This window comes from Pseudoalteromonas sp. UCD-33C, from assembly GCF_001306895.1.
Lineage (GTDB): Bacteria > Pseudomonadota > Gammaproteobacteria > Enterobacterales > Alteromonadaceae > Pseudoalteromonas.
On sequence record NZ_LJTB01000007.1, the window covers coordinates 81,883 to 95,939 of the forward strand.

Sequence of the window (14,057 nt, forward strand, 5' to 3'; positions counted from 1 at the left end):
TGCAGATAAAGGTAATAAAAAGGTTAAATATGAGAACTGCATTTTATATTTCTGATGGAACAGCAATCACCTCTGAAGTCTTTGGTCATGCGACCTTATCTATGTTTCCTGTTGATTTTAATCACAAAACAATTCCTTTTGTTGAAACAGAAAAAAAAGCAACTGAAGTTAAAAACTTGATTAATTCAACAGCTCAACGTGATGGTGAACAGCCACTCGTGTTCTTCACTTTTGTAAACCACGAGCTAAGTGAAATTATTAAATCGTCTTGCGCGGTGTGTTATGACTTTTTATCTCAATACAGTGATAAAATTTCTCAAGAGTTAAAAGTTGCGCCGGTACCTAAGGTTCATAGAACGCATTCAATGCACGAGAAAAGTTATGATTTTCGTATTGATGCGGTTAACTATGCGTTGACCAATGATGATGGCGCTAACATTAAAAACTACTCTGAAGCCGACATTATTTTAGTGGGTGTTAGCCGAAGCGGTAAAACACCGACTAGTTTATACCTTGCATTACAATATGGTATTAAAGCGGCGAATTACCCGCTAACAGAAGATGATTTAGAAAGAGGCTCCCTGCCTGAGTGTTTAAAAGCTTACAAACATAAACTATTTGGTTTAACGATTGACCCTGTTCGCCTTGCCGATATTCGCCAGCGTCGAATGGCAAATTCAAAATATGCGTCTTTAAAACAGTGTCGTATTGAAGTGCGTGAAGTAGAAATGCTTTATAAAAAGCAGAAGATTCAATTTTTAAATTCAACTCATCATTCAGTAGAAGAAATTTCTGCAAAGATTATATCTGATACTGGACTTGAAAGACGTAAGTACTAACTTATTTTAGTATCGGACATTAAAAAAGGCTGCAATGTGCAGCCTTTTTTTGGATAACTTAGTGTTACTTACGAGCGTCTTTTAATAAGTCAGCAACTAAGAAACCTAGTTCTAATACTTGATCCGCATTTAAGCGTGGGTCGCACTGTGTGCGGTAGCGTTGTGCTAAATCTTCATCAGACAAGCCATACGCACCACCAGTACATTCAGTAACGTGCTGGCCAGTCATTTCAAGGTGAACACCACCTGGGTATGAACCTTCAGCTTTGTGTACTGCGAAGAACTGGCTAATTTCACGAAGAATATTATTAAAGCTACGTGTTTTATAACCTGAGCTCGCTTTCTCAGTATTACCATGCATTGGATCTGAGCTCCAAATAACTTTACGGCCTTCTTGTTGTACTTTACGTACAAGTGCCGGTAGTTTCTCTGGAAGAACATCAGCGCCCATTCGTGTAATTAACGTTAAGCGACCTGGAATGTTATCTGGGTTAACTGCATCAATAAGTTTGATTAGCTCATCTGGGTCCATACCTGGGCCAACTTTCACACCAATTGGATTTTTAATGCCTTTAAAGAATTCGATGTGTGCATGATCAAGTTGACGTGTACGTTCACCAATCCAGACAAAGTGTGCAGAACAATCGTACCAATCACCTGATAAGTGGTCACGGCGTGTTAGAGCTTCTTCATAGCCTAATAACAACGCTTCGTGTGATGTAAATAAGTCTGTTTCTTTTAAGCTCGGCGCAACGGTTGAGTCGATACCACACACTTCCATAAATTCAAGCGCATCTTGAATTCTGTCAGCTAGCTGTTGGTATTTCTCTTTAAGTGGATTTGCAGCAACGAAGCCCATGTTCCAGCGATTTACTTGATGTAAATCGGCTAAACCACCTTGCGCGAATGCGCGTAATAAATTTAGCGTTGCAGCACTATGATGATATGCAGTCATCAATCGCTGTGGATCAGGTACACGGGCTTGCTCTGTGAATTCAAAATTATTGATGATATCGCCACGGTACGAAGGTAATGAAACACCATCGATTGTTTCGTAATCTGATGAGCGAGGCTTAGCGTACTGACCTGCCATACGCGCAATTTTAACTACAGGGCATTTACCACCATAAGTTAAAACAACGGCCATTTGTAAAAGTGTTTTAAATGTATCGCGGATATTTGCGGCATTAAAGTCACTAAATGACTCTGCACAATCACCACCCTGTAATAAGAAGGCTCTACCTTCACATACAGCTTCTAGTTGTTTGTATAAGCTACGCGTCTCTTCGGCAAATACCAAAGGTGGTGCGCTTTTTAATTGCCCTTCAACAGATTTAAGGGCTTCTTGATCTGGGTACTCTGGCTGCTGAAGTATCGGCAGTTTTCTCCAGCTGTCTGGGTTCCACGATTGCATGTTCTTTCCTCATTCCTAACATAGACCGTTAACGAAAACTAACTTATTGCACGTACTAAGTTCAAGGACAATATTCAGCTATTTACGATTATTTCGTTATTTGATAAATAGTTTCGATATTAACAATTAGGGTTCCAATATTTTATTGTTTCAAACCAGTCAGTTACACTTTTTTGACCACCTAATTCGTTACCGTACAGTTTAAGAACACATCTTACCTAGTTAAAGCCTTACTGTAACCTCAGCTTTACATCCTTAAAATTTACTTTTTAAGTTCCTACATTGATCAAATTTAAAACTTGTACTAATAGAGGTAAGGAACACATCATACTTGATTTAACTAAATAGTAAGGTCGGCAATTTAAGAAAATTAAACTACAAAAGATCAGAAGATAAGGTTACAATTGAACTAACAATAAGTAAGATGTGTTCCTATGAGTACGAAGTTAGAAATACGCAGTCAGTTTGATTTAGTAAGTGAGTTAACTCATTTGTTTTGTGAAGAATTAAAGGAAGTGGGTTTTCATAAGGCATCATATTATCAATTGCCAGATATCGATATAAACGACGAAAAGAAAGTCCCTTCTTCAATTAGTGTACAAAAAATTGAAGGTGATGATGCTCATAAGTTAATTCTAAATTCATTTGGTGATTTTTATAAAAAGACAGGATTAAGTAGTCGAGTATTAAAAAGACATCCTGGTTTATTAGTTTTAAAAGATGTCGATAAGCAACATTTCATTGCAAGGATAAATCAGTTAAATAAAGCAAAAGCTGATTTTAAAAATAGTGTAATAGCTATCGATAATAATGATGCGCGATTTGAAGCGGTTCATAATGCTGTGCCTAATCTCATTACACTTGCTGCATATCGTAAGATCCATTTTGAAACTGAATCGCCCTACTCTGTTCGTTTTACTTGGATGCACAAACACGCAACTAAAACGCTAACTAAAAAAATGGCCTTAGCAATGCTCGATAAATCGGCTAGTTATTCTAATCCAAGAATGATAGACCAACACTCTTGGCAAGCACTAGTTGCACAAGAGCAAAGTCGTGTTGCAAGTTTAGGTGATAAAGAAAAATTACGAATTCGTAGACCAACAAGAGTTAGTCCACAAGTTAATGTAAGGTATACAGCTCAAAACCGATATCATGTTAGTGCTGCTTTACCTTTTATTTTGATAAACCCAGAACCAGATGTAAAACTTGGTACATTATCTGATTATCAAAAACCAGAAAGTCATCCTCGAAAAAGAGAATATGATTTCTTAGTTGATAGACTTTACTTAGAACAAGTAACAGATTGATTATGTTAAAAAGGCCACATATGTGGCCTTTTCTTTATAGTTAGCAGTATTTAAAAATTTAGTCTTCTACTATTTCTTCAATTTTATCTTCATCGATTAAAACAGCATTTTCAACAATGCGCTTACCACCTTGAATTTCGATTCGTTTGTTATGCTTATTAAGCGTAAGAATCTCATCACAAAATTGATCAGATGGATGCATCTCATATGTGTAATCAATAATATTACCCGTTTTGTCATCTTTGACATTGGTAATGTTATATTCAGAGATTGCACCTTTCTCAATTAAGTCTTTCATTGTCGTTGTCATATCACGACGCAAAGCTTTTAATTTATTCTCGGTAATTTCGTCTGTTGAATAAATAGAGCCATATTTTTCCATAATCGATAATAGTCGGAAATGGTAGGTCTTACCCGGTGCCGCATAACGCCATAAATGATATAAACGAAGCATCATCCAACGAGATAAACCACGTTTTAATTCTTGAGCACTATTAAAGTAGTAACCTTTGTATTCAAGATTATCGATCATGTTATGAACGAAGGCATTTAAACAAGCTACACATTTTACGTTACCACCCTGACCTTTTTTGCCACTAAAATGAAGTGACGATAAAAAGTTCATGTTCGATTCGTAAAATGAGTCATCAATATCAGAGTTACGAGTATCTGTTGCTGAATATTTAAAAGAAAGCTTAGAACCTTGTAATGCTTCTAATGATTCTTTGATTTGCGGATAAGGCATCGACTGGCCAACAGCTTTCAGCTCTTGTGCTAATTCATTCATTGAAAAAACAACTGCGTATTGAATACCAGACTTAAAATTGATTTTTACAATTTTCCCTTTAGAGGCTAAACGAATTAAGGCACGTTCGACTTTTTCTTCACGATCAGATGGCCAAACAAGATATTCAACATCTTCACCATCTTTTCTTGTGCTTACTACCGCAGGTGTAATTTTGATTTCACCATCATATAGAATGCCGTCTACTTTTTCAGAGATTTTTCGTGTAACGATGGTTTTCTTTGGTGCTTCTTCAACCGGAAGCTTCTTATGACCAGAACGGACAAATCGTCCCCATAGATCATAATGATTAAATGTATTTGAGTAAGCTCTCAAACCATGTGCAGCATTTTCAATTGAAACACGCACATCTTTGTTGTCTGTAAATAGTGCAAGACTTTCATTATCTATTGCACTTTCCACCCCGTGGATCTGCCCGCGTAATGTATCGGGTAAGTTATCTACCGAGATGTTGACCTTTCGGCTCATTGTTCTTATTTCCAATTTTTCTTCGACAGTTAATAACAACACATAAAACTTCAAAAGTTAAATGTTTAAGTTAGTATAAACTTGATCCGATCATAATTTATTTCTTCGGATCAGTTTTATACTAACTGTTTCGTAATTGCTGATTTTCAGATCAGATTTTTACTAAGTTATAGTTGATAGGTCGCGATTTTACTAACTCAGTTCAAATTATGTCGTGTTAATCACCTTTTTAAAGCGATTTAACACGACATAAATCGCTTTTTTAAAACTCCATGTGGATAAACAGCTCTTAAGTTAGCATAGATCTGATCTGTACCAACTATAGATCAGATCCATACTAACTTATTGTGCATTTTAGTCATGCTCTCGGTGCATAACTTTATAATTTAGTTAGTAAAAAGTTGATCTACACCACTATTTTTGTGAGTAAAGCAGTGGTTAAACTGTGCATAAGTCGAAAGCTCATTTTTTGCTTAGTAATTGGCTGATCTGCGAGTCATTAAAGATCTGATCTTTACCAAGTAAAAACACGATCTGGCTTTTTACTAAATATTCAACGAAATCAGACATATATTTCACTATTTTAGCATCTTAACCTTATATACCTATATACTTAACCGATATTAAACTTTCTTATTTATACTTAGCATCAGTAAAGTTACAAATTTTTATTAAATGTCTTATAAATAAAAGGTATGTCGCCTTAAATACTTGTTTACAGCAATTTGAATGGACATTATACTTAAAGCATAACTTTGAGGAAGAAAGTATGTCTATCAATAATAATGCGCTAGCCACTTATAGGTTACTAAAAGCGACAGCAGAAGTTGCTGAAAAATCGCTAGAAGGACGTATTCAACATTATCGTGCCCATTTAAAGTCTGAAGAAAAAGAACTTCGTACTTATACGCAAAAAGCAGCCGCTGACTTATTAGGCTGTAATAATCGTACCTTAAAACGACGTCATGATAATGGTGACTTTGATGCACTTGATATCAAACGTGGTGCAAATGGCCACTACGCTTATACCTTGGTAAATATCTTTGCTATGGCTGATATCATGGATATTAAGCCTGATCACCGTACAGTTCATGATAAATTACAAGTTATCGTTATTAACTCGTTAAAAGGTGGTTGTGGTAAAACTACCAGCATGGTAAACATTGCCGCTGCACTTGCTACTACCAATATTAAACGATACAGAATTGGTATTATTGACCTTGATCCACAAGGTTCTTCATCAAGCTTTTTCCCACCTAGTGAGCCAGACCCAATTACTGTGGGTGACTTAATGCGTGACTGTATCGAACTCGATGAAAACGAAACCTGGGATGAGTTAGTATCGAACTCTTTCTTACCTACCCATATACCTAATATTCGTATTTTGCCTTCAGGTATGGATGATTTTTACTTCGAGCATGAAACTGCAACTTTATTAAAAGATAGCTCTAGTTATGATAAAACTCGTCACTATCATAAATTGCTCGAAAAAGTTATTGAACCGGTAAAAGATCAATTTGATATTATTCTAATTGATACAGCTCCATCACTTAACTTTATGTTTTATAATGCATTAATGGCCTCTACGTCGATGCTTATTCCAGTTCATCCTGAAGCTGTAGACTTTGATGCAAATAATAAATACTTAAAGCGATTAGGCGAGATTTACCATACAGTTGCTGCCCTTGGCCACCAAGGTTGGGACTTCATGCAATTCTTAGTAACTAACTATGTTAAAGGGAATCATTCACAGCGCGACATCGTTAAAGATGTTCGTAGTGCATTTGGTCGTCAAGTAATGAGTTACCCAATCAATCATAGCTCGGCAATTACCGCCAGCTCATCTTCTTTTAATACCATTTTTGATCAAAAAACGTCAGATAGCTTAGCTAGTCGTGAGTCACTACTTCGTGCGCAAGAAAATATCAAAGATGTTGTTGATGAACTTGAAATGCTGATCCGTTCTAATTGGCAGTCAACTCAATCGTCTCTAAATACAGCTAAGTAAGGTAATTAATAAAAATGGCTAAAAAACGTAAAAATGATACCAGCTTAGACCCTTTTTCAACGTCTATCGAAAGTAGCAGTTTAGATGCTTTGCTAGAGCAAGCTTCAGCTGGTGATGTTATCAGTATGCCTGCTCCAAGCGATCCTACACGTCAAATTACTTTGGTGTGTAAGGTTATTCCAAGCTCAGAAATTGAAGCTAAAACAAAGGTCTATGGTAAAAACCGCCGTGTACAATCATTACTAAATGAAAAGTCAGTTGCCGATATCCTTCCTGCAATTGCCGAAGACGGCCGTAACCAGCACCCTGCCCTATGTTGGGATAAAGGTGATGAAATGCTTGTATTAGCAGGCTCTCGTCGTCGAAAAGCATGTATCTTAAGTAACTCTGATTACTTAGTTTTAAGCTCTGAAGATTTCACAGATCAAGATGCTAAAATTCTTGCTGTATCATCTGATCAATACATTGCCCCAAGTCTATGGGAGCTAGGTCAAGCATATCAACAGACCCGTGATGAGCTTATTGCTGATGGTAAAAAAGGCTCTTATCGTGAGATTGCGGCAATTGAAGGTGTATCACACACTGCGATTGCTGACGCTATCAAAGCTTATGAGAATCTACCTTCTGAGGTTTTAAGTCTTTACCCTACTGCGAATCATGTTGGCCGTGAAGTAGCTAAAAAGCTTATCAGTGCCAAAGAGCGTGACGAGCAGCTGTTTACCAAGCTTGTAAATGACGTAAGTAGTGATAGCGAAATAGCGCAAATCAGCAGCGATGATAAACGTGCTCTTGCAATTACCAAGCTATTAACTGCTGAGCCAGCAGCGCCAAGCCGTCGTGAAGCCCTTATTGATAGTGAATTTGTGAGCGTACAACGTAACATCAAAAGCGGTGATTTATCTGTGAAAATCGATAATAAAGTGATGACAGACAAACGCTTAGAGCAGCTAACTAAGCTATTAAATAGCTTTAATTAGTTAGTAAAAGAATGATCTCTCACGCTTTTACTGTTAGTAAAAGCGTGATCTCCCCTTCCCTTTCGTTAGTAAAATAGTGATCTATTACCAGTAAAATTGGTACTTATTACACTCTCAGATCAGTTTTTTACCAACTAATAACCCCTTTACAGGGTTTTTCGTTTCATAATTAGATTGCTTAGTAAAAAATTGATCTGTAAAGCCCCTACCTTGTTATTAACCTGTTTATATCTTGTGCGATTGTTGTTTGTTAAATGCTCAGTATGTCAGTTTTCAGCTTTGATTTTATTTTAAAGCAGATTTTTACCAAGTTATCAGCTCCAACCAGTCCAATATTGCTCAATAGTGCTTTAGCTCTGGGCCGATAGATCATATACTGGCAGAATTATTTTTTGTTTTTACTGCCAAAAGCGTTATGTCTGCTAACTTATCCAAAAATGACTTATTAGCTATCTTTGAAGAAATCAAACAAGAGCAAGAAACTCAGTTTCCTCTGTCTGAGCGCTTCATCAAACAGCTATTTAAGCCGCATGTGTTAAGTAAAGCAAAAGAGTATCACCAGAACGGCCAAATCAACTGGTTAGAACATAACAGTGATTTTAGCGTTATTGATGCATCTATGTTTGGTAACGAAGGAAATACCTTTACTCAGCATATTGAGATCAGTAAATTACCAAGTGGTTTTTCGGTCGATTCGCATTGTACTTGTGGTTCTAAAACTAAATGCCGCCATATTGCAGCTGTGCTCCTAAAACTCAAAATTGAACATTCAGGTGACTACGGCGAAGACTACATCATTAACGATTGGTTTAGTGAGCTAAAAACCCTTAAGCAAGTTACTAATGACAATGCCAAACAGGTTCTATTATTTGTTCTTGATGTAGAGAAATCTGTTGTAACCCTTACCCCTAAAATAGCTAATTATGACGCTGAGCATAACTATACTCTTGGTCGTAACCTTACCGAGCAGCAATTAAATAGTTTTGTAACCCCTACTGATTTATTAGAATCTGACTTTCGGTTATATAGCTGGATCCGTTCTCAGAATGCCCTTGGTAAACTAGAGCTTAAAGGTCAATGGGGCTTTGCAGCACTACAGCAATTAATTGCCACCCAGCGTTTGTTTTTAGGCCGTTCGCGCCAAGCAATTAAAGCTGACAGTATGCAAGCGTTAGAGTTTGATTGGAAACAAAACAAAGACTTAACGTCATTGAGCATGACGCTTGCTGGGCAAGATAATTGGTTATTGTTAAAAACAACACCCCCTACTTACCTTGACCCTGAGAAGCTAAAAGTAGGCCGAATTCGTACTCCGTTAACGGCTGATGAAATAGCGTTACTTACCAATATGCCTGCTATTCACACAGAGAACTTTGACCGCGTTTATCAACAGCTGAATGATAATTTTGGTGAAGGTGTGATCCCTCATGCATTTAAGGAAAGCAAAAAAAGCCTAGCTCGAACTGTATTCCCTGTCATCAGTATCAATAATGACGAGGGCACAATCCGCTTAGGATTGCAGTTTAATTATCAAAACTCTTTGTATGATTTAAGCCAGGCGCCAGCTGAAATACTAAACCAATCATTAGAAAATACCGTTGTAAATGAATTAACTAACCTTGGCTTTGAATTATGTAAAGGGGCTTTACAAACAGAGTTTATCTTTAATAAACAATCAGTTATTCATGAACATTGGTTAAAGTTTGAAATAATTCCAAACTTATTAAAACGTGGTTGGAAAATTAATGATGAGTTAGCTGTCGGCAAAGTCCTTAAACAACTTTCACTGCAAATTGAGCGTGGTAAAGGTCATCAGATAGTTAGTAAAATCGTGATCTCTGGTGTTAAAACTCAACAATTGTTTGTTACTGATAACAATACTTATCAATCGCTTAATCGACAAAGTGAGCGCTTTTATTACTTTACTGTAGGAAAACGCTTTGCTGTGGTTGAAAAGGCCGCGATGATGCAGCTTAATGATTATCGTGAACGTTTTGAGCATATTAAAACCCGTGACGAAATCTTAATGCCTTTGTCGTTTTTGCCTAAGCTCATCGAGCAAAAAGCAATTAAGGTTAATATTGTTGACGATGCTCTAGATGCTTATCTATCGGAATTAAATAGCTCACAACAGCTTATTAAAAAGTCCGATATTCAAGGCTTAAACCAGGGTGTGCAATTGCGTGAGTATCAACAACACGGTGTTGATTGGCTTAACTTTTTAAAACGTCACCAGCTTGGTGGTATTTTGGCTGATGACATGGGGCTAGGTAAAACCCTACAAGTTATTGCCTTTTTAGCTAATGCCAAGCAATCACCACAAGCAGGCCCAACGTTAATTGTTTGCCCAACCAGCTTGGTTGGTAACTGGCAAAGTGAAATTAATAAATTTGCGAGTAACTTAAAAATTACCACCGTCTTCGGTGCTGCGCGCAGCGACCAATTACAACAGTTGTCGCAAGCAGATTGTATTTTAACAACTTATCCTCTATTGAAGCGTGATATTGCCTTTTATTCGCCGCTGTATTTTGAAAACATCATTCTTGATGAAGCGCAATATATTAAAAACGACGCTGCGCAGGTTTCACGCTTGGTTAAGCGCCTTAATGCAGACTTTAAGCTCTGCTTAAGCGGCACGCCTATAGAAAATAACTTATTTGAGCTTAAATCTTTGCTCGACTTTGCAATGCCTTCTTTACTTGGTTCGCAAGCACATTTTAAGAGCTATTTTCAAACGCCTATTGAGCGTGATAACGACGTTGCCCGAGCTGATGAACTTAAGTCGTTGATCATGCCATTTATCTTGCGTCGTACTAAAGCACAGGTAACGCAAGAGCTCCCAGAGAAGACTGAGCTAGTTAAAGAGTTTGAATTTGAGAGCAAACAAAAGGAAATTTACACCGGTATAACTGAATCTTTAGAACAGAAATTAGTCGACCTATTTGCACAGCAAGGTGTACAAAAAAGTAAGCTAGCCTTTTTAGATGCATTATTAAAGCTCAGACAAATCTGTTGTCATCCAAAATTGATCGACCCTAGTTCACAGGCTGGCAGCGCCAAACTTGAATGGTTATCTAAGCATTTGCCTATCATGCTTAGCGAAGGTCGTAAGGTGATTATATTCAGTCAATTCACCATGGCACTTGATGTCATAGCAGAGCGATTAAATGAATTAGGTATCAGTTTTAGTATGCTTACCGGGCAAACAAGACACCGCGACCGTGTTATCGAAGAGTTTACTCAAGGTGATACATCCGTATTCTTAATTAGCCTTAAAGCCGGTGGTACAGGGCTAAACCTAACTCAAGCCGATACTGTGATTCATTTTGATCCTTGGTGGAACCCTGCTGTTGAGAAACAAGCGACAGATCGTGCCTACCGTATTGGCCAAACTAACCCTGTGTTTGTTTATAAATTGATTATGGCTAACTCAATTGAACAAAAAGTATTTAAAATGCAGCAGCATAAGCAAGCTCTTGTTGATGCATTATTTACAGAAAAATCAATGAGTTTTACTCAATTTGATGAAGAGCAAATGCTTGCTCTGATAAAAAATTAAATTTTTTTAAAGTTTTTTTGAACTAATCAAATTTTGGGGCGTCTATTATTATGCTTGTTGTTAAATTGCAGTTTACATAAGCATTATGTTGATTTCCCATTTGGTTACTAAATTTTAGTAATGTTAGAGCCAGCTCACTTTGAGCTGGCTTTTTTTATGCCTAAACCCCCTACTCTGCTGAGCACTAATTCGTTATGATGATGTGTCTTTAAGTTATTGAGTTTTCGTTATGATTACAGAGCTGATTGCACAGATTAATTGGCAAAGTGGCGTGCTTGGTGCTGCTGTAGGTGCTGTTGCAAGTGGTGTTATTTTTGCCTTACAAAAAAGTCGCTTAAAAAATCAGTTAACCGAACTGCAAAATAGTCAGCAAATCCAGCAAAATCATTTAGAACAAAAGCAGCTGCAACTTGAACAAAGCCAACTTACGCTTGCGCAGTTACAGCAAGATTACGCTGAGCAACGTGATGAGTCTCAACACTTTAAAACCCGCTTTGTAGAACAAGAAAAGCAAGCACAACAATACAACCAGTTTTGGCGTCAAGTTGAAGCTGAGCTTGCTGATACTAAAGCTGCACTTAATCAGCGCGATGTTGATTTAAGTACCTTACGAAGCACTATAGAGCAAAAAGAACTGCATTTTAAAGAGCAGCTTAGTCATATCAAAGAAAGCAAAGAGCAACTCAAAAAAGAGTTTGAAAACCTCGCTAATCAAATCCTTGAAGAAAAATCACAACGTTTCAAAACCTTAAACCAAGAGAGTATTGAGCAACTTTTAAAACCGGTTCAGGGTGAGCTAAAAGGCTTTCGCGATAAGATGGAATTGATCCACGTGGAAGATCTAAAGCAGCGTGCAGCACTAAAAACTGAGTTATTGCATTTACAGGCTAAAAGCCAAGCCATCACCGAACAAGCTGATAGGCTGAGCACCGCATTACAAGGGCAAAAGAAAACCCAAGGTAATTGGGGGGAGTTAATGCTTGAAAATGTACTAGACAGCGCAGGGCTGCGTGCTGGAGTGGATTATCAACGTGAAGTGTCGTTTAACACCGAAGATGGCCGTTTACGCCCAGATGTTGTGGTGTATTTACCTCAGCAACGTCATTTAGTTATCGATGCTAAAACTTCTTTAAACGCGTATACGCGCTATGTAAATGCCGATACAGAGCTTGAGGCGGAGCAAGCGCTTAAAGAGCATGTCACTGCGGTGCAATCACGTATAAACGAGTTAGCAAGCAAAGCCTACGACAGACTACCAGGTATTAACTCACCTGAAGTGGTGATCATGTTTGTACCAATAGAGTCAGCATTTGTTGAAGCGCTTAAGTACCAGAGTGATATCTATCAGCAAGCAATCGAAAAAAATATCTTAGTTGCAACTCCAACGACCTTATTGACTAGCTTGAACATCGTAAAACAATTGTGGCGTTTTGAAGAGCAAACTAAATACTCAAAAGAGCTTGCCGCCCGTGCTGAGCGTTTTTACAACAAGCTCAATGGTTTCCTAACCAGTATGGAAGGGGTTGGTAAGCAATTAGACCGCGCCAAAGAAAGCTATGATAAAGCGTTTTCTCAGCTGTACCGCGGTAAAGGAAACTTGATTAAGCAGGCCTCTGAGTTCAAAGAGTTGGGGGTTTCTGTTCAAAAAGAGTTACCCGCGGAAACTGTTGAAAAGGCCCAATTAGAGTTAGATTAATATGCAGGCTTTAAATCGCATCGGGTTTGTTGTCCTCGCATATGTATGTTTTGCAAGTACTGTCAAAGCTGCAAATTATGATTACGATAGCCAACTTAATAAAGCGTTACACGCTAATAAACTCGTTGCAATTGGTGATGTTCATGGCAGCGAGCATGTTGTTACTAGGCTTATTAAATACTTAGATGAGCCTAGTAACTGGCAGCAGCTTGATGATCTTGTCGTTGAGTTTGGTAATGCGCGGTATCAAGATTTAGCTGATCAATATTTGTTGAGCAAACAGAATATAAGCTTTGATGACGTAAGGCACATTTGGCGCGACACCTTGTATTTTATGGCATGGCAATATGATGTTTATGAGCAATTAGTTTTAAAGTTAAAACTGCTTAATAGTACCCGTGAACATAAAGTTCGTCTTGTCCTTGCTGAGCCTACAATGAACTGGCAAACCCTCTCTAAAGAGGATTGGCAAAAGGTAGAAAGTAGCCGTGAAACTGGCTATTTAGAGGCAATAAATCAGCATGTTGTCGCTAAGCATCGCCGTGCAATCTTACTCTTTGGTGCATTTCACACGTTTAAAAAGCCGGTAGTTATAAGCAATCAAACTTCACCTTTTAGTTCTGTTATTGCATTACTTGAGCAGCAAAAACCGGGCTCCACATACACTGTTTGGCCAGCGATGAAAAACGATGGTATTGCATCATCATACCCTGCGGACAGCTTGATCCCTTTATCGGCTAATAGTTCGTTGAATATGCCCTTAGCGTCAATGTCTAAGCGCTTTGCGGCAAATAACAATGTAAGCCTTGCGGATGTTGCAGATGCTTATTATGTGCTAAAAAACACAGATAGAAATGCACCATTAAGTGATGCGGCTTTAAATGATCTGACGTGGCATAAAGAATTAAAACGTCGTGCTGAAATAGTGTCACCAAGAAGTGCTAAACAAATCCACTCTTGGCTTAGCCAACATAACTAATA

9 protein-coding genes are annotated in these 14,057 nt (G+C 37.8%); 7 read left to right on the plus strand and 2 right to left on the minus strand.

The window, feature by feature from the left end; translation table 11 throughout:
- The first annotated feature begins 29 nt into the window (after positions 1–29).
- Complete coding sequence (gene ppsR, locus AOG26_RS14225; protein WP_054563101.1) at positions 30–839, plus strand: posphoenolpyruvate synthetase regulatory kinase/phosphorylase PpsR; 810 nt, start codon at positions 30–32, stop codon at positions 837–839.
- Between the two features lie 64 nt (positions 840–903).
- On the opposite strand, the gene AOG26_RS14230 is transcribed toward ppsR, so the two are convergent.
- Positions 904–2,253 (minus strand): class II 3-deoxy-7-phosphoheptulonate synthase, encoded by a 1,350-nt coding sequence (locus AOG26_RS14230; protein ID WP_054563102.1) that lies wholly within the window; start codon positions 2,251–2,253, stop codon positions 904–906.
- A gap of 434 nt (positions 2,254–2,687) precedes the next feature.
- Here AOG26_RS14230 and AOG26_RS14235 point away from each other — a divergent pair, with 434 nt between their 5' ends.
- A complete protein-coding gene (locus AOG26_RS14235; RefSeq protein ID WP_054563103.1) occupies positions 2,688–3,563 on the plus strand; it encodes a DNA replication terminus site-binding protein in 876 nt (291 codons plus the stop codon).
- Positions 3,564–3,621: 58 nt separating this feature from the next.
- On the opposite strand, the gene AOG26_RS14240 is transcribed toward AOG26_RS14235, so the two are convergent.
- Entirely contained in the window at positions 3,622–4,836 is a 1,215-nt protein-coding gene (locus tag AOG26_RS14240) for a hypothetical protein (protein WP_054563104.1), read from the minus strand.
- 769 nt (positions 4,837–5,605) lie between these two features.
- Here AOG26_RS14240 and AOG26_RS14245 point away from each other — a divergent pair.
- The 5 genes from AOG26_RS14245 to AOG26_RS14265 all read left to right on the plus strand — a co-directional run bounded on the left by AOG26_RS14245 (position 5,606) and on the right by AOG26_RS14265 (position 14,055).
- The gene (locus AOG26_RS14245) at positions 5,606–6,844 is read left to right on the plus strand and encodes an AAA family ATPase (protein ID WP_054563105.1); all 1,239 of its coding nucleotides are present in this window, start codon (positions 5,606–5,608) and stop codon (positions 6,842–6,844) included.
- A 14-nt stretch (positions 6,845–6,858) separates the two neighbouring features.
- Positions 6,859–7,821 (plus strand): hypothetical protein, encoded by a 963-nt coding sequence (locus tag AOG26_RS14250; RefSeq protein ID WP_054563106.1) that lies wholly within the window; start codon positions 6,859–6,861, stop codon positions 7,819–7,821.
- A 415-nt stretch (positions 7,822–8,236) separates the two neighbouring features.
- A complete protein-coding gene (locus AOG26_RS14255; protein ID WP_054563107.1) occupies positions 8,237–11,380 on the plus strand; it encodes a DEAD/DEAH box helicase in 3,144 nt (1,047 codons plus the stop codon).
- Between the two features lie 229 nt (positions 11,381–11,609).
- Positions 11,610–13,076 carry a DNA recombination protein RmuC gene (gene rmuC, locus AOG26_RS14260; RefSeq protein WP_054563108.1) on the plus strand — a complete coding sequence of 489 codons (1,467 nt, stop codon included), beginning with the start codon at positions 11,610–11,612 and terminating at the stop codon, positions 13,074–13,076.
- 1 nt (position 13,077) lies between these two features.
- A complete protein-coding gene (locus tag AOG26_RS14265) occupies positions 13,078–14,055 on the plus strand; it encodes a hypothetical protein (protein ID WP_054563109.1) in 978 nt (325 codons plus the stop codon).
- Positions 14,056–14,057: the final 2 nt, after the last annotated feature.